The organism is Planotetraspora silvatica (genome assembly GCF_016863315.1).
GTDB classification, from domain to species: Bacteria; Actinomycetota; Actinomycetes; order Streptosporangiales; family Streptosporangiaceae; genus Planotetraspora; species Planotetraspora silvatica.
Genome location: NZ_BOOQ01000060.1, coordinates 14,836 through 39,114 on the forward strand (window position 1 = coordinate 14,836; position 24,279 = coordinate 39,114).

The following is a 24,279-nucleotide window of genomic DNA, read 5'->3' on the forward strand; positions in this document are numbered from 1 at the left end:
GGCCCTTGCTCGACGACTTTGGGCGGAAATTTCGTCGTGGTTCATCGCATGTTCCGTTCGCCTGCGGAGGATCGGGCGACATCCCCCGAACATGAGGAGTGCGATGCGCCCCCTGACCGGACTGACCGCACTGGCCCCCGCAGCGCTGTCGCTCTGCGTGCTCGCCGCCGCCCTTCCGGCTGCGGCGACTGACCTGCCCACGGTGCGCCCACGGGTCGAGACCCCCGCGCTGTACGACGACGAGGCGGGCGGCAACGCCAACGGCGACGACCCGGCGATCTGGGTCCACCCCACCTCGGCGGGGGACAGCGTGATCGCCACCACCGCCAAGGAGGGAGGTCTGTACGTCTACGACCTGGACGGCAGGCAGCTCCAGCACCTTCCCGCGCCGGCCGCGCCCGGCGAGGACGACGAGCCGGGACGGCTGAACAACGTCGACGTCGTCTACGGCCGGCCCTCCGCCGCCGGGCGGTCGGACCTCCTCGTCGCCTCCGACCGCGGCTCCGACAAGCTGCGCGTCTACCGCGTCGATCCGGCGAAGGCGGCCCGCGGCCAGGCGCCGCTCACCGACGTCACCGACCCCGCCGCGCCGTTCGTCTTCAACGAGACGCAGGCGGAGGTGAACGACGCCGAGACGGTCTACGGTCTCGCGACCTGGAAGCGGGCCTCGGGGACGTACGTCGTGGTCAGCCGGCGGCACACCACGCGGCTCGCACTGCTGAAGCTCACCGACGCGCCCCACGGGAAGGTCGGGTACACGCTGGTCCGCACCATCGACCTGCCGTCGAGCTTCACCCTGCCGAACGGCAGGCGCTGGACCCCGTGCGACGAGCCGGGGGTCGGACCGCAGGTCGAGGGCATGGTCGTCGACGCGCAGACGGGCACGCTCTACGCGGCCCAGGAGGACGTCGGCATCTGGCGCATTCCCGCGGACCTCACCGGCCGGCCGGCGCTGATCGACCGCGTCCGCGAGTACGGCGTGCCGGCCACCTACGACGCGGACACGGAGGAGTGCGCACCCGGAACCGACCCGGGCTTCGGCGGACGCCATCTGACCGCGGACGCGGAGGGCCTGACCATCTACTACGGCAAGAACGGCAAGGGCTACCTGATCGCGTCCAGCCAGGGCGACGACACGTTCGCCGTGTACGGCAGGAGCGGCGGGAACGCCTACATCGGCTCGTTCCGGGTCGGCGACCACGGCGGCGTCGACGGGGTGCAGGCGAGCGACGGCGCGATGGTGGTCAACGTGCCGCTCGGCCGGAGGTTCCCCAAGGGCCTGTTCGTGACCCACGACGGGGCCAACACCCCCGTGGCGCTCGATCCCGACGGAGAGGTCCGCGAGAACACCGACTTCAAGTACGTGAAGTGGGACGACATCGCCCGCGGCCTCGGGCTGGACGTGGACACCAGGAGCGGCGACCCTCGCGGCTGACGCCGCTCCCGCCCGGCCGGCCGCGGTCGCTCACGCGTGTGCGGCCGTCCGGGGTGAGGTGAGCGGGCCGTACTCCTCGTTGAGCACCTCCATCGCGGCACCGGCGGCGATCACGTCGGTGCCGAGCGAGGACGTCGTGACCTCGGTGGTGAGCCAGTCGACGCGGGGCACCTCGGCGCGGACGGCCGCCAGCGCCGCGCCGAGGTAGGCGTCGGCGTGGGGGAGCAGATCCGCGCCGGCGAGCACCACGTGGTCGACGTCGATCGCCTGCAGCAGGTTGACGACACCGACGGCCAGGACACGGGCGGCGGCGTCGACGTCCCCGCGTGCGCGGGCCTGGTCGTGCACGATCTCCAGGCAGCCGCGCCGGCCGCACACGCACCGCGGGCCGTCGAGTTGGACGACCATGTGACCGAACTCGCCGGCGTTCGTGTGCGCGCCCCGGTAGGCGCTGCCGCCGAGCCACAGGCCGGAGCCGATGCCGGACTCGACCATGATCAATACGGCGTCGCGGAACGTCGTGCCGCGGCGCCACGCCTCGGCGGTGACGCCCGCCGTGACGTCCTTGTCCAGCAGGACCGGCATCCCGAGGCGCTCGGTGGCCAGGTCGCGGAGCGGCACGTCGTGCCAGTGCCGCAGCCGGTGCGCGTCGCGGACGACGCCTTCCGCATGGTCCAGCGGGCCGACCATGCCGATTCCGACGCCGACGAGGCGACCCGCCCTGCATCCGTCGGCCAGGGTCGTGACGCCTTCCGCGAGGGCGTCGAGCAGGTGCTGCGGGGTGAAGTCCTCGGGCAGGGGGGTGACGATCGTCCGCAGCACCTCACCGACCAGGTCGGTCAGCACGAGCCGGAGCGTGCGGCGGGCGACGTGCGCGCCGATGGCGTAGCGGCTGGTCGGGATCAGGCGGTAGACGGTGGTCGGCTTGCCGACACCTGTGCGCCGTACGCCGTCCGGCTCCACGAGGCCGGCCGCGAGGAGGCGTGCGACCACCTTGGAGACCGCCTGCGGCGTGAGACCCGTGCCGGCGGCGATCGTCGCGCGGTCGAACACGCCGGAACGCCGGGCGATGGCGACCACCAGCGCGTCGTTGTAGTCGCGCAGATAGTCCAGGTCGGCTGCCTTCTCCACCCTGCCAGGGTATTACGCAACAGCGTTGCTATTCTAGAGGCGCACTGACCACGAGCGCCTCAGCCGCCCTTCGACGACGCAAGGCGGGGTAGTGCTCCACCGATCACGAAGGTTTCGCATGAGCCCCCTCACCCCGTCGCAGCGCTGGTCCGCGCTCCTCGCGCTCGCCCTTGGCGGCTTCGCCATCGGCCTGACGGAGTTCGTCGCGATGGGCCTGCTGCCGGACATCGCGCGGAGCCTGCTGCCCACGCTCTACGCGCGGTCCACGTCCCAGGCCGTCGCGCACGCCGGCTGGATGATCAGCGTGTACGCGCTTGGCGTCGTCATCGGCGCCCCGCTGTTCGCGGCCCTCACCGCCCGCCTGCCGCGCAAGAAGATCCTGCTCGGCCTCCTGGTGATCTTCATCCTCGGCACCGCGGCCTCGGCGGCCGCCCCGACGTTCGGGCTCGTGCTCGCCGCCCGGTTCGTGGCCGCGCTGCCGCACGGGGCCTATTTCGGCGCGGCGGGACTGGTCGCCGCCTCGATCATGGGCCCGGGCAGCCACGGCAAGGGCTTCGCGGTCTCGCTCGGCGGCCTGACCGTGGCAAACGTCGTCGGCGTGCCCGCGATCACCCACATCGGCCAGACGGCCGGATGGCGGGTCGCCTACCTCATCATCGCCGTCATCTTCGTGCTGACGCTGTTCGCCGTGCTGGCGACCGTGCCGTCGGTCGCCGCCCACCCGAACGGGTCGGCCCGCAGCGAGTTGCGGGCCTTCCGCGCGCCGCAGGTCTGGCTCGTCGCGGGCATCGCGTCGATCGGCTTCGGCGGCTTCTTCGCGATCGACAGCTACATCGCACCGGTGACCACCCACGTCGCGGGCCTGTCGGCGTCGACGGTCCCCTGGGTCCTCGTCGCGGTCGGCCTCGGGATGACCATCGGCAACGCCGCCGGCGGCTGGGCGTCGGACCGCGACCTGCGCCGGGCCATGCTCGCCGGGTTCCCCGCCTTCATCGTCTCGATGGTCGTGTTCGCGCTCGTCGCGCACTGGACGGCCGGGCTGTTCCTCGGAGCCTTCCTGGTCGGCGCCGCGAGCCTGTTCCTCGGCCCCGCGATGCAGTCCCGCCTGATCCAGGTGGCCCCGGGCGCGCAGATGATGGGCGCGGCCGTCAACCAGTCCGCGATGAACATCGCCAACAGCCTCGGCGCGCTGCTGGGCGGCATGGTGATCGCGGGCGGCCTCGGCTACGTCGCTCCCAGCTGGGTCGGCGTCGGTCTGGGCCTCATCGGGTTCGCGCTCGCGGGCGTCAGTTTCGCGCTGGAGTCGTCCGCCAGGCGTACGGCGACGGCGGCGGGGGAGACGACACCGCTCCCGGAGTCCGCAGAGGCGCGGTGATCGGCTGGGTGTCGGCCGCCCTGGGATGATCCGCCGTACGGGGCGGGGGCGAGGGTCCGCTTTCGCGTTTCTCATGGAATCTCGGACGACTTCCGTGAGAAACGAAAAGGCCGAGACCGCATGAGCGATCGGCCACGGCCGCTGAGCAGATCAGGCGGTCGTGGCGTCTCCGGCAGCGCGGCGTCCCAGTTCCGCCTCGACCGCCTCGACCGACTCGGTGGCCTTGTCGCGGTGGTACTCGCGCCAGGAGTAGGCGATCGCGGCGGCCCAGACGACCGCGATGCCGACGTAGGCGGCGGCCTGCACGCCGCCGGTGGCGTCGACCAGGTCACTGCGCAGCAGGGTGCGGACGTTCGTCAGGATGATGACGCCGCCCACGGCCGATCCGAGGATCCGCGGCGGGATGTGGCGGACCAGCCAGGCCGCGATCGGCGCGGCGATCACGCCGCCGAGCAGCAGCACGCCGACCCAGGCGAAGTCGATGTTCTCCGAGCCGATGCCGACGAAGAATCCGACGCTGGCGGCGATGGCGACCAGGAACTCACTGGCGTCGATCGATCCGATCACCTTGCGCGGCGCGAGCCGCCCGCTGGCCAGGATGGCCGGGGTGCCGACCGGGCCCCAGCCACCGCCGCCGGTGGCGTCGATGAATCCGGCGACCAGTCCGAGCGGGGCGAGGAAACGCCTGCGCAGCGGCTTGCCCAGATTCCCGCGCGGCAGCCCGAACGTGGTGAAGCGGATGAGGACGTAAAGGCCGAGGGTGAGCAGGATGATCGACATGACCGGCGCCGCAACCTCGGTGGAGAGGCTGGACAGGAACGTCGCGCCCGCGAAGGCGCCGGCCGCTCCCGGCACGCCGATCCTGGCGACGACCTTCCAGTCGATGTTGCCGAAACGCCAGTGGGAGACACCTGAGGCGAGGGTGGTGCCGATCTCCGCCAGATGGACGGTGGCCGAGGCCGCGGCCGCGTTGGTCCCGATGGCGAGCAGGAGCGTGGTCGAGGTGACTCCGTATGCCATGCCGAGGGCGCCGTCGACGAGTTGGGCGGCGAAACCCACCAGTCCGAGCAGAATGAGCGAACGCACCCCATCCCCTTCCTACTATCTCAATCGTCAGAGTAGGAATTATCGTTAATTGCACCCTTCGTATCCGTCAAGTCACGTTTCGGATTTATTGGGAAACGGCTGGTGGGGCCTTGTACGCCGTTGATGGCCCACCGTTCCCCGAGCAGGCGGCCTCACACACGGGCGGGTCTTCACCGCTCACGGAGTCCTTCTGGTGCCCGTTCCGCGGGGCCGTCCATGGCGAGACGTGAGCGGCGCCGGTCCCTGGACTCATTCGGTCACCCGGCGTGCAGGTCGATCTCGACGCGACACATTCCAAGGGGCCCGTCGGAGGTCGCTTCGCGGGCCGTCCGGCCGTCCACCTTGATCCGGCACGTCAAGCTCTCATCGGTGCCCAGGTCCCGCATGGCCAGCAGCGACAGAGTCGAGATGCGACCGGGCACCTGGACGGTCCTGCGATAGGGAAGCGGCACGCTGCCCTTTCCCTTGATGCTCAAGTCCACGACCTGCATGATGGACCCCGCCCGGGCCGCGCCGTGCTCACCCTCCACCTCGAATGTCACAGCGTGAGCACCGGCCACGACCTTGGCCGGGTCGGCCTGGTAGAAGGACTCGCCGGTGGCCATGACGGCGGAGACCCACACCCAGTAGATGATCCACAACACGGTGAGGAGCCAGCCGAGAACGGTCCCGGCCAGGGCCATTCCGCGTCCACCGGTGTGATCGCGGCGGATCTGCCCAAGGGCGACGAGGCCGAGGACCGCCGCGAGGATGCTGGTGACCCCGCAGGTGATGAACCCGGTCAGTCCGAGGATGAGGGCGGTGACCGCCAGCCCGTTGGTCCGGCGGTAAGGACTCGCCGGTTGGTGGACGTAGGGCTGGCCGTACGGGGTGTACATGTACTGTCCGGGCCAGTACAGATAGACGTACCCCGGAGTGTCCGGCTGTCCTTCGGGCTGGTCGGGTCGCTCGGTCACGACGGAACGTTCCATTCACGGATGGCTGCGAAGCAGGTATCGAGGGAGCCGCAGCTCAACCCGGAAAGGTTGAGCACGGCCATCATGGACGAACAGTCCCTGCCAGTGGATCATCCAGCCGGTAAGGACGCGCAGAGTTCACCCGCAGTTCGAGCGACATCATTTCGAAACCGGTTCCAGGGCGGTTTCGGACGCACACGCCCCGGGCGCCTCTCGCTGGTGCCCGGGGCGTCGGGTCAGCACATCTAGCACTCGCTGTCGGCGAGGACCCAGTAGTTCGGGCCGGTCTGCTTGAGCGCGTGGACGGTGAAGGTGTTCCACAGGCCCATGGCGTCGTTGGAGCCGTTGGCGAAGGTGTTGCCGCCCGACTGGTGCGCCCGACCGGCGGTGGTGTGGGCGTAGTTGCTGGCCCGGACGCAGACCGCGGGCCCGGTCGGCGTGGGGGTCGGTGTGGGGGTGGGCGTGGGGGTCGGTGTGGGCGTGGTCGTCGGCGGCGGGGTGGGCTGGGTCCCGCCGTCCAGGCCGAAGAACCGCGCGTCGTAGTAGGCCGAGCAGATGGTGTCGAGGAAGTACGCCGCTGTGGCTCCGCACTGGTCGGGGGCGCCGCCCGGGTCGACCGGCAGGCCGTGGCCCATCCCGGCGATCTCGTACAACCGGACGGCGTCGTCGCCGTACACCTTCAGCGAGGTGCCGCCGGTCAGCGACTGGGTGGAGGTGGAAGTCTGCGAGACGCCGCGCACGTTCGTCCACTGGTCGCGCAACTGCGTGCCGTTGGCGGGGGTGACCGTGTAGTCCGACTGGCCCTGCCAGATGGCGACGCGCGGGTACGGGCCCGAGTAGCCGGAGTAGGCGCCCCGCACCAGGTCACCCCACTGCTGCGGGGTCTTGGTGGTGGCGTTGTACTGACACCCGGACGCCTGGAGCAGGGAGGCGGCGCAGCGGTAGGCGAGCCCGGCTCCGATCGAGCCGCCGGCGAAGACGTCCGGATAGGTGGCCAACATGACCGCCGTCATGGCCCCACCCGCCGAAAGCCCGCTGACGAAGACCCGCGAGGGGTCGCTTCCGTAGTTGGCGACCGCGTAGGCGACCATGGAGCGGATGGAGGCGGCCTCGCCCTGGCCCCGGGTGGTGTCGCCGGTCTCGAACCAGTTGAAGCAACTCGACGAGTTGTTGGCGCTGCTGGTCTGCGGCACCACGAGGGCGAAGCCCCACTGGTCGGCGTACTTGCGCCAGCCCGAGTTGGCGAAGTAGCCGGAGGCGTTCTGGGTGCACCCGTGCAGCAGCACCACGAGCGGGCGGCCGGTCGCGAGGCCGTCGGGGCGGTAGCCGTACATCGCGAGGTTGCCGGGGTTTCCGCCGAAGGAGCTGACCTGAACCAGTGACGCCGCCCTCGCGGGAGTCGCGTTCAGGGTCGTGCAGAGCAGGCCGGACAGTCCGAGGAGGACGGCCAGCAGGGTGAGGACCGCTCGTGACGGTCGCTCTGGGAGGGGTGTGGCCATGGGGGGGCTCCTTGTGACCTGGATCACTGGTCCTTTCAGCGCACGGTAAAGCTCGAGAAATTGTTCCGACATGTTCGCGAAACACACTTTTCGCCGCGATGTCATGGTTCCGATGGCGTGCCCGCCTCTGTGAACGGCAAGACATGACGCTTTGGTGAACCTCCCGTGAGGGTGGCCACGGGTGCGTCCGGGTACCGGCTCCAACACTGCGAGCCGGTCGCACCGTCGCGTGCGACCGGCGACGACGAAGGTTTCCATGATCAGTACAGTGCTCATCGGTCTCGCGGCGGCTTGTCTGCTCGGACTGGGCTTCGTGGCTCAGCAGCACGCCGCCTACGACGAGCCGCTCGGCGAGATGTTGCGCCTGCACCTGCTCCTGGACCTCATTCGCAAGCCCCTCTGGTTGTGCGGGGTCGGAGCGATGGTGGGCGGCCAGATCCTCGGCGCACTGGTCCTGCAGCGGGCCGACATCGCGCGGGTGGAGCCGCTCCTGGCGACCAACCTCATCTTCGCGCTCGGCGCCGCGGCCGTCGTTTACAAGGAGCGCCTGGGCTGGGCGGAATGGCTGGGCGCGGTGCTGGTCAGCGGCGGGGTGGCCGTCTTCCTGGCCTTCGGGCAGCCGCACGGCGGCGACGCGCCGGCGCCCGGGTCCCCCGTCTGGCTCTCCGTGCTGGTCGTCCTGATGGCGGCGGCGGCACTGGTCATGGTCGCGCTCCGGCTCGACCTGCAGACCAAGGCGATGTTGCTGGCCGCCGCGGCGGGCATGTTGTACGGACTCCAGGACGCCCTGACCCGCGGTTCGCTGCTCACGCTCGCGCGGGGGCCGCACGCCCTGGCGGTCACGTGGCAGCCGTACATGGTCGCCGTGGTCGCCGTGGTGGGCATCCTGCTCAACCAGAGCGCGTTCGACGCCGCGCCACTGCGGATCTCCCTGCCGGCCACGACCGCCGCCGAACCGATCACCGGGATCGTGCTCGGGGTCGTGATCTTCAGCGAGCACCTGCGCGTCGATCCCGGCGCGCTGACGGGGGAGATCCTCGGCCTGATCGCGCTCGTCGCGGGCATCGTCGTCCTCGGCCGATCGCCGTTCCTGGCCAAGTCGGAGCGGAACCCGGCCGAGAGCCGCGACCCCGAATGCCGATGACCGCCGCCGGCCGTCAGGCGGCGACCGAGTCCACGTCCCTGTCGAAGGTGCGGTGCTCGGCGATCGCGGCCGCGAACGCCGCCGCGAACTCGTCGCGGGTGGTCTCCGGGCCGATGACGCCCTGGCGTCCGGGCAATGCGGCGGCCTCCAGCAGGGCCTCGCCACCCGGGAGGGCGCCGATGGCCTTGCCGTGCTTGAAGGCCTCGCGGACGAAGTGCACCGCGTGGCCGTTCCCGGCGAGTTCCCCGTCGCCGACGAGCAGGACGGCGTCGTACAGCACGGAGGAGACCGCGCTGAGCTGCCTGTCCACGGTGACCGAGCCGACCTGTCCCTCGTGGGGCGCGACGATCTCGCAGACCGCCCCCTTCTCCTCCAGCGCCGCCCTGACCTGGCCCGCCCGGCCCAGGTCGGCGCCGTCGGCCACCAGGAACGCGATCTTGCGGGTGGCGATCGAGTCCCGCGGCGCGTTGGCCTGGCTGAGCGCCGGGGACGTCCTCCCGTGGTTGGGCGTGGTCACGGCGGGGGCGGGCATGCCGAGCCCCTCGGCGACCTGCCGGGCCAGGTCGCCGTCGACGTTGGCCAGCCGCTGGACGACCTGCTCCTTGATGTACCGGCGCTCCACGTGCCCGAGTTCGAAGAGAAACGCCTCGACGATGTGCCGCCTCTCCCAGCCGGACATGCTGTTCCAGAAGAGGGTCGCCTGGCTGTAGTGATCATCGAAACTGGGGCTGCGCTTGCGGATCTTGGCGCCGTCCACGCGTTCCTGGTAGTGCCGGTACACGCCCTCCATGTCCCCGCTCAGGACGCCGGACATCGGGCAGCCGCCGCTGATGGAGTTGGGCGCGTAGCTGGTCCTGCCCCGGTGGACGATCCGCTGGTTGTAGCCGTCGCGCTGGTCGTTGTGCACGGGGGCGACCGGCCGGTTGACCGGGATCTGCGCGAAGTTGGGCCCGCCCAGGCGGATGAGCTGGGTGTCCAGGTAGGAGAAGTTCCTGGCCTGCAGCAGGGGGTCGTTGGTGAAGTCGATCCCCGGCACGACGTTGGCGGTGTGGAACGCCACCTGCTCGGTCTCGGCGAAGAAGTTGTCCGGGTTCCGGTCAAGGACCATCCGGCCGACCACCCGGACCGGCACGGTCTCCTCAGGGATGATCTTCGTGGCGTCGAGCAGGTCGAAGTCGAAGCCGTGCTCGTCCTCCTCGGGAACCAATTGCAGGCCGAGCTCCCATTCCGGGAACGCGCCGCGCTCGATGGCCTCCCACAGGTCCCGCCTGTTGAAGTCGGGGTCGTTGCCCTGGATGCGCAGCACCTCGTCCCAGACGAGGGAATGGGTGCCGAGCACGGGACGCCAGTGGAACTTGACGAACGTTCCCCGCCCGTCGGCGTTGACCAGGCGGAACGTGTGCACGCCGAAGCCCTGCATCATGCGGAAGCTGCGGGGGATCGCCCGATCGGACATCAGCCACATGACCATGTGCGTGATCTCCGGCTGGAGCTGCACGAAGTCCCAGAACGTGTCGTGCGCCGACTGGGCCTGGGGGATCTCGTTGTGCGGCTCGGGTTTGACCGCGTGGACGAAGTCGGGGAACTTGATGCCGTCCTGGATGAAGAAGACCGGCATGTTGTTGCCGACCAGGTCGTAATTGCCCTGGCGGGTGTAGAACTTGGTGGCGAACCCGCGCACGTCACGGACGGTGTCGGCGGAGCCGCGCGACCCGGCCACCGTGGAGAAGCGGACGAAGACCGGCGTGCGCAGCGACGTGTCGCACAGGAAGTCGGCGGCGGTGAACTCGGCGAGCGACTCGTAGAGCTGGAAGTACCCGTACGCGCCGGCCCCCCGCGCGTGGACGACGCGTTCCGGGATGCGCTCATGGTCGAACCGGGTGATCTTCTCGCGGAAGTGGAAGTCCTCCAGGAGCGTCGGGCCGCGTTCGCCCGCCGATAGCGAGTTGTCGGTGTCGTCGACTCGCACACCCTGATCGGTGGTCAGACGGCTGCCCTCGGAATCGACCCGGTACCTGTCCAGTTGCCGCTGCTTCTCGTCGTTTCCGTCGGCCACGGGATCCCCCTCAGGAGTCGAGCTCTTCTAGGCACCCGTACCCCGCCCGACCTCGGAAAACGGCGGGGAGCGGTCCATGGCGGGGTAATTTGGGTCCTCGATCCCGGGGGGCGTGTCCTATTCCTCGTCCAGCCGGACGGCCTGCCCGATGTAGTTCCGCAGGGCCTCCGCGTTCACGGCGTCCGCTTTCTTGATCTTGACGTGCCTCGTGGTCTTGCCGGAGCCTTCCAGCAGGCCGAACGCGTCGTCGAACTCCGCGCCCCTGGCGAAGGCGAAGGTGATGTGCGTCTTGCTCGGGCTGATGATCGCCAGGAGCTTCTTCCCCTGCCACGCGGGGGAGCCCCGGCTGATCACCTCTTCCGCGCCGGGAGCGTTCTCCTTCATGAGCTCGCGGAGCGTGCCGACGATGCTCTGGTGTTCGGGCAGGACCTTGGTCCTGACGAACTCGTCGACGGCTTCGTTGGGCATGGGTGGGACCTCCGTTGCTTGCCGATTAGGGTCACTTGATCACGATGAGGTGAGGAAGCGCAACGCGTTCGGCGGGTTACGGAGCCGAACTGCGCACGGGCGAGGGGGCGCCGGGGCCGGCCCCGGCCAGGGCGTGCCGGGGGAGGAGAAGGCTCAGCGGGCAGGACAGCGCCGCCAGCCCCGCGGCGAGCAGCAGACTGTGGGCGCTCGCGTCGGCGTAGTGCGCGGGCTGATACCCGTGTTCCGGGGTCAGCAGGCCGAAGAACAGGGCGCCGAGTGCCGCGACACCGACCGCGGAGCCAAGCTGAAGGGTGGTGTTGACCAGCCCGGACGCCGACCCGGCGTGGTCGGCGGGCACGCCGGACAGGGTGATCGTCACGAGGGTGGCCGACACCAGGGCCAGCCCCAGGCCGGCGAGGACCAGGCTGGGAGCGAGGTGCCAGGCCTCCAGGGCGTCGCCCGCCCCGCCGACGGCGAGGATCATCCCGAGGATGCCCGCGGCCTCCACCACCGCGCCGGCGGTGACCACCGTACGGCCGAGCCGGGGGACCAGACGTGCCGCGGCGCCGGAGCCGACGACGACACCGAGGGCGAACGGCAGGAAGGCCAGCCCCGTTCGCAGGGCGCCGAAACCCAGTCCCGCCTGCAGGTGGAGCGTCAGGACGAAGAAGTAGCCGGTGGATGCGAAGAAGACCAGCGCGACCAGCAGCCCGGCGATCACCGGGCGCGAACGGAACAGCCGCGGGTCGGCCAGAGGGGAGGCGCCGACGCGGCCTCGGCGTCCCTCGTGCACCCAGAACAGGGCCAGCAGGGGAACGGACGCCGCCATGGCGAGGAAGGTCCAGATCGGCCAGCCGAGCTCACGCCCCTGAACGAGGGGGTAGACGAGGGCGAGGAGTCCCAGGGTGACGAGCACCGTGCCGAGCGGGTCGAGCCGTGGCCGCCGGTGCGCCCTCGACTCCGTCATGAGGACCGCGGACCCGGCGAGTGCGAGCACGCCGACGGGCACGTTGATCAGGAAGATGGACCGCCATCCCCAGCCGAAGAGGTCGGCCTCGGTGAGCAGGCCTCCCAGCAGCGGACCACTGACCCCGCCGAGCGCGAGCACCATTCCGTACAGGCCGAAGGCCCTGGGGCGTTCCGCCTGGCGGAAACCGACCTGGATGGCCGTGAGGAGCTGCGGAATCATGATCGCCGCAGCCGTGCCCTGCACCGCACGGGCGGCCACCAGCATGCCCGGCCCCGCCGCCAGGCCGGACAGGGCGGACGCGGCGGTGAAGCCCGCGATGCCGATCAGGAACATGGCCTTGCGGCCGTAGACGTCGCCGAGCCTGCCGCCGGTGATCAGGGCGAGGGCGAAGGCCAGGGTGTATCCGGCGGCGACCCACTGCAGGGCGGCGTCGCTCGCGCCGAGATCCCGCTGGATCGAGGGGAGCGCGACGGTGACGATCGTGGTGTCCAGCAGGTCCATGTACGCGGCGATGAGCATGACCGCCAACGCCGGCCAGCGCCTGGAGTCCATACCATATCCTCACTGCTCGAAGAGATTTAGCTTAGTGAGCTAAACTGCTTAGCAAGGTAAGGGGATATACGTGATGGTGTCAACGCCGGGGCGTGACGCGGTGCTGCGCGACGTCCACGAGGGGCTGCGGTCGTTCACGGCCTACGCGGTGCTCCTCAGTCATGCGGTGGCCGAACGGCTCGGCCTGAGTGCCACCGACTCGCGATGCGTCGACCTCCTGGACAGGCACGGCCCGATCACCGCCGGCCGGCTGGCCGAGCTGACCGGCCTGACCACCGGCGCGGTGACGGGGATCGTCGACCGCCTGGAGCGTGCTCACTTCGTGCGGAGGGAGAAGGACCCCGCCGACCGGCGCCGCGTCATCCTCCGGCTCGTGCCGGAGCGCGAGAGCGAGGCCTTCGCCGACCTCGCGTCCATGACCGGGCGGGTGGACGAGATCCTCGCCCGCTACGACGACAGGGAACTGGCCGCGATCGCCGACTTCCTCAGGCGGTCGGGGACGGGGACCGCCGAGGAGATCGCGCGGCTGCGCGAGGGGAACGGAAAATCTACAACGTAAAGGCAAGTGCTTCGGCCGCCGGCGCAACTCCCGTCACGTCGTCGCGAGACTCATCGTCGGATCGAGGTCGACGTGCGGCTCCAGCAACGGGAAGACGACCTGCCAGAGGAACAGCCCCGCGAGCGTGAGCAGAACCAGCGACAGGACGAGCTTGACGGCTGTTCCTCCGGGGAGGAGCCGCCAGATCCGGCTATACATGTGGGCCTCGCGCGTGTCCGGGATCATGCGACTGCTTGAAGGCCAGCACCCCGGAGACGAGGAGGCGCTGGCGGGCGGAGTATTCCGGATGGCAGGTGGTGAGCGTGATCGCGGCCCGGGTCGGCCGTAGTCCCGGCCGGCCGGGGACGGGGGCGATCGCGTCGAGGTCGGTGGGGTCCACCACCTTCGTCGACGTCACCCGATAGGTGTAACGGAAGCCGCGAGTGTCGATCAGGAGGTCGTCGCCCCGGCGGAGTTCGGCGAGCCGGTTGAACGGAGCCGCGTAGGTGGTGCGATGCCCCGAGACCACGAAATTGCCGGGCTCGCCCGGCAGGGCGGTTCCGGGATAGTGCCCGGGGCCTCGCCGCAGATCCTCCGCGTCGACGCCTTCGACGATCGCATAGTGATATCCGTCGCCGAAGCGGGGAATCCGGATGATCGCCAGTGCCCTGCCCGAATCGAGTTTCCGCGGATTCTTCAGCGCGTGGTCGGTGACGAGCCGCCGTTGCAGGAGGCGTTGATGTCCTTCCGTGTACGCGCTGGTGCCCCACAGTAAATAGGCGCAGAACAGAGCGAGGATCGCCCCCAGGGTGACGGCCAGTTCGGCGAGCATCCTCGCGGCGGACCTCATCCGGACCCCATGGGGACAGGCGTCGTGGTGGCCGGGGAGTCCGTCGCCGGTCGCCGTTCTGGTCGGCACATGAGGACTCCCTTCTCGAAGAACGCCGCTGACGTGCGTGCATTCATGCCCATATGCGAGAGCGTGAAAATTCCCGTCGTTCAAAATCCCGTACACAAATAAACGCGAGCAAAGCGGGCTAATGCCACATAACAGCGTATAGCGCTATATCGGTCGTTCAAATACGTGGAAAGTGGCTAATCGGTCACCGCGCTGAGAAGTCCCGGCTTCGGAACAGGACGGGGAGAGGTCATTCCTTCGATCGGAAATGGTCGGCGAAAAACGCGTGGTGTGCGAACTTTCCTTAAAAGCCGGGTGCCGTGCGGTGGGTGCCGGGATCGGGCGGATACAACTGGGGCGTTGACGTTTCGCTCGGCGGTCGGCGAGTTTCCGCATAATGCCGGACCGCTGTCATAGGAGGGTTCTGTAATGATTGGCAGATCCGCTGTTCCCGTTCTCCTCGCGGTGACCGTCGGCGGTGGGACGGCATATGGAATCGCCACTCCGGCCGTGGCGGAAAGAGTGCCGTCCGCCTTCTCCCAGGTTCCGCCCGCCAAGCCGTATCCACCTCAGCCCGTGGACCGCGAGGCCCCGACCGCGCCGGTGCTGAGCCTGACGCAGGTGGGGCCGTCGGCGATCAGGCTGGATTGGACTCCCGCCACGGACAACGTGGGTGTGACCGCCTACGAGATCTTCATCAGCACTTCGCCGTTCCGGTTGCTGGCGACCGTGGACGGCGACGTTCTCACCTATCTCGATCACAGAGGTCCGGACGTCACGGTGTCCTACTTCGTCAAGGCGAGGGACGCCGCGGGCAACGTGTCGCCGAGGAGCAACATCGTCACCCGGCCCGCGCGGGACGTGGAGCCCGCCCTCGATCACGACAGCGACGATCACCTGGTCGTCCAGGCGGGGGCGCCGCTCGGCGACACCGCTGACGACACGGCGGACGACGAGGCCGAGGGCCGGGACGACTCCCGGGATGAGGCGCACGGCGGCCGCTCCGACTCGTTCGGCGACAGTGACGGAGACGGTGGCGTGGCGGGCCACGGGCCCGGGCACGGGCCCGGCGGCGGGTCATGGGATGACGGGCCCGCGGGGGAGGGGCATGGTCTCGGCGCGCCGGGGAACGGCCAGGCCGTCCCCGCCGGTGAGCAGGCGGACGGGCAGTTGCCTTATACCGGGGCACCTGTGGCCACCATCGCGGGCGTGGCCGCGGCCCTGCTGGTCCTCGGTCTGGCCGGGATGAAGATCGTGACACGCCGCCGCCGGTCTGCCGATGGGGAATAGTCGCCGCCGTCGCGCCCTCGCCTTCGTGTCCGGTCACCGGCGCGTCGTCGCCGTCGCGTCGATCGGACTGCTGGTCACGTCGTTGCCGGTCGCGGGATGGTCGGTCCATCTCGGCCTGAGCGTGCGCGACCACTTGGAGGCGGCGCGGGCGGCGCTGGCGACCGTGCGTTCGGCGGCCGGCGCACGAGACATGGGCCGGATGACCGCAGCCCTCTCCGTCGCCCGGCGGGAGGCGGCCGAGGCCCGGCGCCTCGCCGGCGGGGTCGGCTGGTCGTTGATGACCCACGTCCCGCTGGTGGCCGATGCGGCGACGACCGTGCGGGTCCTCGCGGAGAGCGTCGGCGAGGTCGCCGACGTGCTGGCCGGCGTCGGGCAGGCCGGCAGGCCCTTCCTCACGGCCGAGCCCCGATCGCTGGGGGACATGGGTGTGCTGCTCGCGGATCTCCGTACGGCGGCGCCCTCGTTGGACGATGCCGTCTCCCGCCTCACGAGGGCCCGGGCCCGCCTGGCGGCCGCGCCGTCCCGCACCGGACTGGACGCGCTCGACCAGGCGCGCGGCACCGCGCTGCGGGAGATCGACGACCTGCACGGCTGGGTGGGGGGCGCCGCCACCGCCGCCGAACTGCTTCCGGCGATGCTGGGGAAGGACGGGCCGCGGCGCTACTTCCTGGCGTTCCAGACGAACGCCGAGGCGCGCGGCACAGGAGGCCTCGTGGGCGCGTTCGGCATCCTGCAGGCCGACCGCGGCAGGATCACCGTCGACCGGCTGTCGGCGGACACCGGCCTCCAGAGCACGCTCAGCCCCGTCGCCGACCACGGCCGGGCATTCCTCGCCCGGTACGGCCCGGCCGCCGCGAAGCTTCTGTCCGTCTCCAACCTGTCCCCGCACTTCCCTTTCGCGGCGGCGACCTGGACGGGCCTGTGGGAACGGCAGACCGGCCGGCGGCTGGACGGCTCGATCGCCATCGATCCGGTCGGGCTGTCCCATCTGCTCGCGCTGAGCGGTCCCGTCACCATCGACGGCGGCGAGCAGGTGACGGCCGCCAACGTCGTCGACCTGACCGAGCGCACCGCCTACGCCCGTTACCCCGACCCCGAGGCGAGAAAGCGTTTCCTCATCACGATCGCCAGAACCGCGGCCGAGGCCCTGTCCACGTCGTTCGCCGACCCGATCCGGCTGCTGCCCGTTCTGCGGACGATGGCGCAGGAGCACCGGCTGCAGATCTGGAGCCGCCACGAGCCGGAGGAACGTCTCCTGTCGGACACGCCGCTCGGCGGCGTGCTTCCCGAGGTGCCGGGACCCTACGCCGGGCTCGTGGTCAACAACTCGGCCGGGGGGAAGCTCGACTACTACCTCGACCGTTCACTCGACTACCGGCTGGGACCCTGCGTGAACGGACGGCGCTCCAGCACGGTGCGCGTCCGTCTCACCAACGACGTGCCCTCCGGAGGGCTGCCGGCATACGTGACCGGCAGGCTCGACGACCAGGGTCACCCGCACCCGGTGGGCTCCAACCTGCTGTGGGTGTCCGTGTACGCGGGTGTCGGCGCGGAGCTGGGAAGGGCCCGGATCGACGGCGCGCCCGCCCGGGTCATCACGGAGGCCGAGCGCTCCCACCCGGTCTTCTCCACGTTGCTCGAACTGGGTCCCGGGCAGTCGAGGACTCTGCGGCTCGACCTGACGGAGCCCGCCTCCGCGCGGCCGCCGACGGCGCCGGTTCAGCCGCTCGCGCGCTCCCAGCGGACCACGGTCAGCCAGGATTCGGCGGGCTGCACGCCCTGAGCCCCCGTCAGCGGTGGCGGGGCAGCGGTCATGCGGGATTTCCTTCCAGGGCGGATACGGCGCCGTCGTCGTCGGGAACGGCCGGGGCGGGTGCGGGGAGCGTGAAGCGGATGCGGGTGCCGTCCGTGTAGCCGGTGTCGATCCAGATCTCACCGCCGTGGAACTCGACGATCTTCTTGCAGAGGGCGAGGCCGATCCCGGTGCCGCCGTAGGCCTCCCTGGTGTGCAGGCGCTGGAAGATGATGAAGACCTTCTCGGTGAACTCCGCGCCGATGCCGATTCCGTTGTCGGTGACGCTCAGCCGCCACAGACCCGAGTCCGGCTCTTCGGCGCAGTCCACGCGGACGACCGGCGCACGGTCGGGGCTGCGGAACTTGATGGAGTTGCCGATGAGGTTCTGCCACAACATGGTCAGCAGGCTCGGATCGCCGACGACCTCGGGCAGGCGTTCCGGGCGCTCGACCCGGCCGTCCGACTCCTCGATCCCGCCGGCCAGGTTGGCCAGCGCCGTGTTCAGGGAGTCGTCGAGGGCGACCCGCACGCGCGCGTCGTTGAGGCGGCCGACACGGGAGAAGGTGAGCAGGTCGTTGATCAGGACCTGCATGCGCTTGGCGCCGTCCACGGCGAAGGAGATGTAGGTCAGCCCGCGCTCGTCCAGCTTGTCGGCGTAGCGCCGTTCCAGCATCTGGCAGAAGGACGCGACCTTGCGCAGGGGTTCCTGCAGGTCGTGCGAGGCCACGTAGGCGAACTGCTCCAGTTCGGCGTTGGACCGGCGCAGTTCGACGGTCTGGGCGTCCAGGTGGGCCGTCTGCTCGGTGAGGGCCGCCCTCTGGTCCTGCGACTCGAGCAGCGCCTCGACGATTCGCCGGCGCATGAGTTCGACGTCGCGGGCCACGTCACGCAGGTCGGCCGGGCCCTGGGCGGGGATGTGGTGGCCGAAGTCGCCCCAGGCCACCTTCCGGGACGCGGCGCGCAGAGTACGCAGGGGCCGGCCCACGGAGAGGTGGAACAGGACGGCGAAGGCCAGGCCCGTCAGGACGAACAGGCCGAGCATCGCGATGAACGCCCAGTCGCGCAGGTTCCGCATCCGCACGAGGTCGTCCCGGGCGTCCGCCCGGGTCTGGTCGAAGTGATCGGTCTGGGCCTGGAACAGGGCGCGGATGCGGTCGAAGGCGCGTTTGCTCGCGTCCAGTTGCGCGTCGTCGGGGTGGCCGCCGGCCTGTACGGCGGCGATGTTCGGCGCCGCGTACGTACGGCGCCATTCCGCGCCCGCCTCACGTATGGCGGCGAGATCGGCGGCCAACTCCGGCCGGCCGCCGACCAGTGCGGTTATCCGCGCCGCCTCGTCCTGTTCTGTGGCCACTCCCTCGGTATAGGGCTCGAGGAAGGCCGGCTGACCGGTCAGGAGGAACCCGCGCACACCGGTCTCCTGGTCGATCAGCGCGTTCTGCAGCCGGGCGGCCGAGGTGCGGGCGGGAGCGATGCGATCCACCAACTGGTCGGACACGCTTGCGGTCTGATTGAGCAGCCAGGCGCCGATCGCCGCGCAGATCAGCACGAGAACGGTCATGACGCCCAGCAGGACGTAGACCTGCGCCTGAGTGGTGAGCCGGTGCCGTCCGCGACCGGGGTCATCGGGAGGCACCCGCGCCGCGTCCTGCCGGTCCAGCGGTCCGATGTCGGCGCTCCCGTGCATGGGGGCAAAGATATCCGCCTCCCGGACTCGCACAACCCGCTCCGTCCGCCGGAGTGGAGGACGAGGGTTGACCGGGTCGCGATGATCGCGGAGGCTGCCCCCTGGACCGTTACGTCCCCGGATCTTTTGAGGAGCTCTCATGGCGCACATCCCCCTGGGCAACGATCTGCCGGGAATCACCAGCCTGTTCCGCTACCGGCCGGAGACCGCCCGCCCGCTGAGTGAGCTGGCCGAGGTGCTGCTACGCGGGGAGAGCTCGCTGTCCCGCGGGGAGCGGGAGCTGATCGCGGCGTACGTGTCGGCGCAGAACGACTGCCGGTACTGCTACTCCTCGCACGCGGCCCTCGCCGCCGCGCAACTGCCGGAAGGGACGGAGCCGGTCGGGCAGGTCTGCGCCGATCCGTCGTCCTCGTCGATCTCGGCCAAGATGAAGGCGCTGCTGGAGATCGCCGCCGTGGTGCGGGAGAGCGGGAAGTCCGTCTCGGACAAGCACGTGGCCGCCGCCCGTGCGGAAGGGGCCACCGACGTCGAGATCCATGACGTGGTGCTGATCGCGGCCGCCTTCTGCATGTTCAACCGCTACGTGGACGGCCTGGCCGCGTTCACCCCGGATGACCCGGCCGCCTACGAACTCATGGCCGAACGGGTCGTCCGGTCTGGCTACCTGAGCTCGCCGGCCGGCCCCGCGGCGGGGCCGGCCTGACGATTCGAACGTGGCGGCGCGGCGGCCCGTTCGAAGTCGTGGTCAGTAGGACTGCAACTCGATCAGGACGCCCTCGGGATCGCGGACGTGGGCGGTACGGAGGTTCGGCCCCCACTGCGGGCGGTCGGCGGCGTCGGCGGCAGGCTTCGCATCGTGGCGGAGGCAGAGGGCCAGCGCGGCATCCACGTCGTCGACCCGGCAGACGAACATCACGCCGTCCCGCGTCGGAGAGCCGGCGGCGGCGACGCCTCCCACAGCCGCCGCCATCGCGTCGGCGTCGAACAGGGACAGCAGGCCCTGCCCGTCGACGTCCCAGCCGGCGTACGGCCCCGCAGGGCCGCCCCTCGTCAACGTGGCGCCGGCCAGTCGCGGCAGGACGGCGTCGTAGAACTCGAAGCACTCGGCGAAGCGGGTCACGAGCAGGCGGGGGTGCAGCACGTCCATGAGGCTCCTCAAATAGTAGGTGTGAACCCACTATAGGGCTCGACCTACAATAGGGTCATGGTGATGTCCGATGCCGCACCGCCCAGCCTGCTCGGCCTGAGCACCTATCTGCTGTCCCTGACGGGCAAGGCCGCACGCGGCAGGCTGGCGGATCGACTGGCGGAGCGCGGGCTCCGCCTTTGGCACATGGCGGTGCTGGCCGCGCTGGCCGACTTCGGCCCGCACGTCCAGCGGGCGCTGGCGAATCGCCTGTCCTTGGACCCGAGTGACGTGGCGAAGGTGGTGGACGAGTTGGCCGTCGCCGGTCATGTCGATCGCGTCCGCGATGCCGCCGACCGGCGCCGCGTCGCGGTCAGCCTCACTCCCGCGGGCCGTGCCGTACTGGCCGAGCTGGACGCGGAGGCTCGGAGGGTTCAGGACGAGCTCTTGGCGCCGCTGAGCCAGGCCGAGCGGGCGGACCTACAGGAGATGCTGAGTAAGGTCTACGCCCGGATCCACTCCCAGTCCGCGGAGTGAGGAGTCAGGACAGGCAGCTGACGTGTGCCAGAGCCTGCTTCAGCAGAACGCCCTGGCCGCCGGTCATCTCCTGCTGCACGACCGGCGACGCGGCCTCCTCCGGCGTGAACCAGACCAGGTCGAGCGCGTCCTGCCGGGGACGGCAGTCGCCCGCGACGGGGACGACGTACACGAGTGACACGGCGTGCTGCCGGGGATCGTGGTACGGCGTGACGCCCTGGGTCGGAAAGTACTCGGCGATGGTGAACGGCTGGGGCGAGGCGGGGATGCGGGGGAGCGCCGTGGGGCCGAGATCCTTCTCCAGGTGGCGCATGAGCGCGTCGCGCACACGCTCGTGGTGGAGGACGCGCCCGGACACGAGCGCACGGCTGACCGTTCCGTCCGACCCGATGCGGAGCAGCAGGCCGACATGCGTCACCACGCCCGTGTCGTCGACCCGCACGGGCACCGCGTCGACGTAGAGGATCGGCATCCGCGCGCGGGTCGACTCGAGCTCGTCGGGACTGAGCCAGCCGGGCGTGGTTTCGGTCATTTCGGTCATTGATCGATGGTACCCGGCCTCCCGCGCTTGACTCCGGCATTGCCGGAACGCGCAGCGCGTGTGGCATTCTCGGCGCGTCCTATGGCGAAGGCTTTGAGGGCGGCGGCGGGGGATGGTGGCTGGCGGTAACGACAACGCGGCCACGCAGGGGGATCGTTGAACCTGGATACAGTATCCGGGTAGTTGTATACGGTCTTCGCCTGAAGGGAGCGAGCCGTGACCAGCAAGCCACTTGGAAACGGCCGGCTGCGGAGGGTGTCGCGCCACCTGCGCCCGCGGTCGATCCGTGGACGTCTCACCGCGCTGGTCACCCTCCTCGCGGTGCTCCTCCTGCTTCCCGCGGGCGCGGCGGAGGGCGCCGTGGGGCGCCAGGCCATCGGGGACGCCCTCTGGCTGGAAGTCCGGGAACAGGCCGACCTCACAGCGGCGGCCGACAGGCTTCACGAGCTGGGCGACCCCGTCGTCCCGCACGTCGCCGGCGTCGATCTGGTCCAGGTCGTCGCGCCGAACCACCGCGTCATCGACGCCTCGAAGGACGCCCTGGGGTTGCCGCCCCTGAGCTCGGCCTGGCCGAGGCCGGGCGATCCGGAGGAGGACGTGCAGACCTGCACCGCGACGCATCTGGGCTGCGTCCGGCTCTCCGCGCTCCGGGTCCAGGCCACGGCGAACTCGCCAGTGGTCTACGCGGGCCGTCTCGCGGCCGGTCTGACCTCGACCGGGATCTTCGCCCGGCTCTTCGGCATCCAGGACGTGGCGCTGGTCCTGCTGGCCGCGTGGGCGACCTGGAAGATCACCGGCCGTACCCTGAAGCCGGTCCGCGCCATTCGCGACGACCTCGCCGCGATCAACGGGAACGACCTGAGCAGCCGCGTGCCCGAGCCTCCGGGCCGGGACGAGATCGCCCGGCTCGCCAAAACCGTCAACGCCACCCTGAGCCGGATCGAGGAGGCCAAGCTGAACAGGGACGCCGTCCTCGCACGGCAACGGCAGTTCGTCGCCGACGCCTCACACGAGCTGCGCACCCCTCTCGCGGGCCTGCGCGCCGAGCTGGAGATCGGGCAGTTGCATCCGGACGACACCGACCTGAACACCCTGCTCAACAGCGCACTGGTGGACGTCGACCGGCTGGAGGCGATCATCACCGATCTGCTCCTGCTGGCCAGGGTGGGAACCGCCGGGGCCGCGGACAAGACTCAGCTGAACCTGTGCGACCTGGTCCGGGATGAGGTCTCCCGCAGGCTCGACCGCCTGCCGAACCGGCTGCGGACCGACCCGGACGTGCCCGTCACCGCCGTGAGCGTCCAGATCGCCCGTGCGCTGAAGAACCTGCTCGACAACGCCCAGCGGCACACCAGGAGCCTCGTCGAGGTCAGCGTGCGGCGCAACGGGTCCTTCGCCGAGCTGGCCGTCGACGACGACGGCGCCGGCATCCCCGAACCCGACAGGGAGCGTGTCTTCGAGCGGTTCACCCGGCTGGACACGGCCCGCAGCCGCGACCACGGCGGCACCGGTCTGGGGCTGGCGATCGCCCGTGAGATCGCGCATGCCCATCAGGGCACCCTGGAGGCGGTGGAGTCGCCCAGCGGCGGCGCCCGGTTCCTGCTCCGGCTGCCTCTCGCCGGCGGATAGGCCCGTCTCCGCACCCCGGACAGCCGGGCCGCCGTCTCAGCCCAGGCGGATGACGTTCCACGAGACCGGGGGCAACAACACGTGCAGAGGGTCGTGCTCGATGTCCGGGTTGGGGCGAGGCGCGATCCGGCCGGGGGCGTCGGCGGTGTTGCGGGCGTAGACGTCGGGATCGGTCAGGGTGGTGGCCTCGACGATCCGGGCGTCGCCGAGAGCCCGGGCGTCGATGACGAGGGAGAGCGGCCGGTCGGTCGACCGGTTGACCGCGAACAGGGTCGTGCCCTCTTCGGAGTGGGTGGCGACCGCGTGGAGCAGCGGCACCTCGCCGTACTCGGCCGTCTCGTACAGCGGTGAGACCGGTTCGACCCGCAGCACGTCGCCCGCCGCGTACCGGGACGCCTGGGCGAACGGATGGAAGGTGGTCTGCCGCCACGCCCGCCCGCCCGGCTCGGTCATGATGGGCGCGATGACGTTGACCAGCTGGGCCAGCGAGGCTGCGGTCACGCGGTCACTGTTGCGCAGCAGGGTGATCAGCAGGCCGCCGAGGGCCACCGCGTCCGCCAGGTGATAGTGGTCCTCCAGCAGCGGCGGAGCGATCGGCCAGTCCTCCCGGGGCCCGGCCTGCTGGAACCGGCTGAGGTACCAGACGTTCCACTCGTCGAACGAGACGTCGATCCTCTTGCGGGATCTGAGCCTCGCCCCGACGTGGTCGGCCGTGGCGACGACCGAGGAGATGAAGTACTCCATGTCGGTCGAGCAGGCCAGGAAGCTCCCCAGGTCCCCGTTCTTCTCCTCGTAGTAGGCGTGGCAGGAGATGTAGTCGACGACGTCGTAGGCCTCCTCCAGCACGGTGGCCTCCCAGGCGCCGAAGGTCGGCATGGAGGACCCGGAGCTGCCGCAGGCGACGAGCTCCAGGCCGGGGTCGACCATGCGCATGGCGCGGGCGGTCTCGGCGGCGAGCCTGCCGTACTCCCGGGCCGTCTTGTGGCCCGTCTGCCAGGGGCCGTCCATCTCGTTGCCGAGGCACCAGATCCTGATGCCGTGCGGCTCCGCCGTCCCGTTGGCGACGCGACGGTCGGACAGCGCCGTGCCCGCGGGGTGGTTGCAGTACTCCAGTAGGTCGAGGGCCTCGGTGATGCCGCGGGTGCCGAGGTTGACCGCCATCATCGGCTCGACCCCGGCCTTACGGCACCAGCGCACGAACTCGTCGACGCCGACCTCGTTCGTCTCGGTGCTGTGCCAGGCCAGGTCGAGCCGTCGCGGCCGCCCGGAGACCGGCCCGACACCGTCCTCCCAGCGATATCCGGAGACGAAGTTGCCCCCTGGGTAGCGGACCGTGGAAACGCCGAGCTCTCTGGTGAGGGAGAGGACGTCGCGGCGGAAGCCGTCCTCGTCGGCGGCCGGATGGGACGGCTCGTAGACGCCGGTGTATACGCAGCGGCCGAGATGCTCGATGAACGTGCCGAAGGTGCGACGCCGCACCGGTGCCACCTGGAACGCGGGGTCGATCGTGAGATGTGCCTCGTGCACGGTGAGACTCCTCTGTGGGGAGACGCGGAGGCCTCAGGCGCG

Annotated in this window: 22 protein-coding genes; 9 read left to right on the top strand and 13 right to left on the bottom strand. The window is 70.4% G+C overall.

Annotated features, from left to right (window positions below):
- The first annotated feature begins 103 nt into the window (after positions 1 to 103).
- On the top strand, positions 104 to 1,435 hold the full coding sequence (locus Psi02_RS37015) for a phytase (protein WP_203980563.1): 1,332 nt from the start codon (positions 104 to 106) through the stop codon (positions 1,433 to 1,435).
- A gap of 30 nt (positions 1,436 to 1,465) precedes the next feature.
- Here the strand turns inward: Psi02_RS37015 and Psi02_RS37020 are convergent, their stop codons facing one another.
- Positions 1,466 to 2,566, bottom strand: a complete 1,101-nt coding sequence (locus Psi02_RS37020) for an ROK family transcriptional regulator (protein WP_203980564.1) — start codon at positions 2,564 to 2,566, stop codon at positions 1,466 to 1,468.
- 118 nt (positions 2,567 to 2,684) lie between these two features.
- Here Psi02_RS37020 and Psi02_RS37025 point away from each other — a divergent pair, with 118 nt between their 5' ends.
- A complete protein-coding gene (locus Psi02_RS37025; RefSeq protein ID WP_203980565.1) occupies positions 2,685 to 3,941 on the top strand; it encodes an MFS transporter in 1,257 nt (418 codons plus the stop codon).
- 150 nt (positions 3,942 to 4,091) lie between these two features.
- On the opposite strand, the gene Psi02_RS37030 is transcribed toward Psi02_RS37025, so the two are convergent.
- From Psi02_RS37030 to Psi02_RS40940, 3 genes are all read right to left on the bottom strand, one after another.
- Positions 4,092 to 5,027: a sulfite exporter TauE/SafE family protein gene (locus Psi02_RS37030; RefSeq protein ID WP_203980566.1), complete on the bottom strand. Its 936-nt coding sequence runs from the start codon at positions 5,025 to 5,027 to the stop codon at positions 4,092 to 4,094.
- Positions 5,028 to 5,284: 257 nt separating this feature from the next.
- Positions 5,285 to 5,983 (bottom strand): DUF4190 domain-containing protein, encoded by a 699-nt coding sequence (locus Psi02_RS37035; protein ID WP_239095479.1) that lies wholly within the window; start codon positions 5,981 to 5,983, stop codon positions 5,285 to 5,287.
- Between the two features lie 245 nt (positions 5,984 to 6,228).
- Entirely contained in the window at positions 6,229 to 7,482 is a 1,254-nt protein-coding gene (locus Psi02_RS40940; protein WP_203980569.1) for an extracellular catalytic domain type 1 short-chain-length polyhydroxyalkanoate depolymerase, read from the bottom strand.
- A gap of 256 nt (positions 7,483 to 7,738) precedes the next feature.
- Here Psi02_RS40940 and Psi02_RS37045 point away from each other — a divergent pair, with 256 nt between their 5' ends.
- Entirely contained in the window at positions 7,739 to 8,626 is an 888-nt protein-coding gene (locus tag Psi02_RS37045) for a DMT family transporter (protein WP_203980571.1), read from the top strand.
- Between the two features lie 13 nt (positions 8,627 to 8,639).
- Here the strand turns inward: Psi02_RS37045 and Psi02_RS37050 are convergent, their stop codons facing one another.
- The 3 genes from Psi02_RS37050 to Psi02_RS37060 form a co-directional block, all read right to left on the bottom strand.
- Positions 8,640 to 10,682 carry a catalase gene (locus Psi02_RS37050; protein ID WP_203980573.1) on the bottom strand — a complete coding sequence of 681 codons (2,043 nt, stop codon included), beginning with the start codon at positions 10,680 to 10,682 and terminating at the stop codon, positions 8,640 to 8,642.
- 117 nt (positions 10,683 to 10,799) lie between these two features.
- Entirely contained in the window at positions 10,800 to 11,150 is a 351-nt protein-coding gene (locus Psi02_RS37055) for a DUF1801 domain-containing protein (RefSeq protein ID WP_203980574.1), read from the bottom strand.
- Positions 11,151 to 11,226: 76 nt separating this feature from the next.
- Complete coding sequence (locus Psi02_RS37060) at positions 11,227 to 12,672, bottom strand: MFS transporter (protein ID WP_203980576.1); 1,446 nt, start codon at positions 12,670 to 12,672, stop codon at positions 11,227 to 11,229.
- 73 nt (positions 12,673 to 12,745) lie between these two features.
- On the opposite strand from Psi02_RS37060, the gene Psi02_RS37065 reads away from it, so the two are divergent.
- Positions 12,746 to 13,231 (top strand): MarR family winged helix-turn-helix transcriptional regulator, encoded by a 486-nt coding sequence (locus Psi02_RS37065; RefSeq protein ID WP_203980578.1) that lies wholly within the window; start codon positions 12,746 to 12,748, stop codon positions 13,229 to 13,231.
- 33 nt (positions 13,232 to 13,264) lie between these two features.
- Here Psi02_RS37065 and Psi02_RS37070 read toward each other — a convergent pair whose 3' ends face one another.
- Complete coding sequence (locus Psi02_RS37070) at positions 13,265 to 13,429, bottom strand: hypothetical protein (protein ID WP_203980580.1); 165 nt, start codon at positions 13,427 to 13,429, stop codon at positions 13,265 to 13,267.
- Positions 13,422 to 14,129, bottom strand: a complete 708-nt coding sequence (locus tag Psi02_RS37075) for a class E sortase (RefSeq protein WP_239095480.1) — start codon at positions 14,127 to 14,129, stop codon at positions 13,422 to 13,424. The genes Psi02_RS37070 and Psi02_RS37075 overlap by 8 nt, the downstream gene beginning before the upstream one ends.
- 408 nt (positions 14,130 to 14,537) lie before the next feature.
- Here Psi02_RS37075 and Psi02_RS37080 point away from each other — a divergent pair, with 408 nt between their 5' ends.
- Both Psi02_RS37080 and Psi02_RS37085 read left to right on the top strand, forming a co-directional pair.
- A complete protein-coding gene (locus Psi02_RS37080) occupies positions 14,538 to 15,398 on the top strand; it encodes a fibronectin type III domain-containing protein (protein WP_203980582.1) in 861 nt (286 codons plus the stop codon).
- A 25-nt stretch (positions 15,399 to 15,423) separates the two neighbouring features.
- Positions 15,424 to 17,181 (top strand): DUF4012 domain-containing protein, encoded by a 1,758-nt coding sequence (locus Psi02_RS37085; RefSeq protein ID WP_203980584.1) that lies wholly within the window; start codon positions 15,424 to 15,426, stop codon positions 17,179 to 17,181.
- 28 nt (positions 17,182 to 17,209) lie between these two features.
- Here the strand turns inward: Psi02_RS37085 and Psi02_RS37090 are convergent, their stop codons facing one another.
- A complete protein-coding gene (locus tag Psi02_RS37090; RefSeq protein WP_203980586.1) occupies positions 17,210 to 18,877 on the bottom strand; it encodes a sensor histidine kinase in 1,668 nt (555 codons plus the stop codon).
- A gap of 139 nt (positions 18,878 to 19,016) precedes the next feature.
- On the opposite strand from Psi02_RS37090, the gene Psi02_RS37095 reads away from it, so the two are divergent.
- Positions 19,017 to 19,580, top strand: a complete 564-nt coding sequence (locus tag Psi02_RS37095) for a carboxymuconolactone decarboxylase family protein (RefSeq protein WP_203980588.1) — start codon at positions 19,017 to 19,019, stop codon at positions 19,578 to 19,580.
- 42 nt (positions 19,581 to 19,622) lie between these two features.
- Here the strand turns inward: Psi02_RS37095 and Psi02_RS37100 are convergent, their stop codons facing one another.
- Complete coding sequence (locus Psi02_RS37100; protein ID WP_203980590.1) at positions 19,623 to 20,024, bottom strand: VOC family protein; 402 nt, start codon at positions 20,022 to 20,024, stop codon at positions 19,623 to 19,625.
- A gap of 57 nt (positions 20,025 to 20,081) precedes the next feature.
- On the opposite strand from Psi02_RS37100, the gene Psi02_RS37105 reads away from it, so the two are divergent.
- Entirely contained in the window at positions 20,082 to 20,540 is a 459-nt protein-coding gene (locus Psi02_RS37105; protein WP_239095481.1) for a MarR family winged helix-turn-helix transcriptional regulator, read from the top strand.
- A gap of 4 nt (positions 20,541 to 20,544) precedes the next feature.
- On the opposite strand, the gene Psi02_RS37110 is transcribed toward Psi02_RS37105, so the two are convergent.
- Positions 20,545 to 21,081, bottom strand: a complete 537-nt coding sequence (locus Psi02_RS37110) for an NUDIX hydrolase family protein (protein ID WP_203958220.1) — start codon at positions 21,079 to 21,081, stop codon at positions 20,545 to 20,547.
- A 216-nt stretch (positions 21,082 to 21,297) separates the two neighbouring features.
- Between Psi02_RS37110 and Psi02_RS37115 the strand changes: the two genes are divergently transcribed.
- Positions 21,298 to 22,710, top strand: a complete 1,413-nt coding sequence (locus Psi02_RS37115) for a sensor histidine kinase (protein WP_239095482.1) — start codon at positions 21,298 to 21,300, stop codon at positions 22,708 to 22,710.
- Between the two features lie 36 nt (positions 22,711 to 22,746).
- Here Psi02_RS37115 and arfA read toward each other — a convergent pair whose 3' ends face one another.
- Positions 22,747 to 24,237, bottom strand: a complete 1,491-nt coding sequence (gene arfA, locus Psi02_RS37120; protein WP_203980592.1) for an arabinosylfuranosidase ArfA — start codon at positions 24,235 to 24,237, stop codon at positions 22,747 to 22,749.
- Positions 24,238 to 24,279 lie beyond the last annotated feature (42 nt).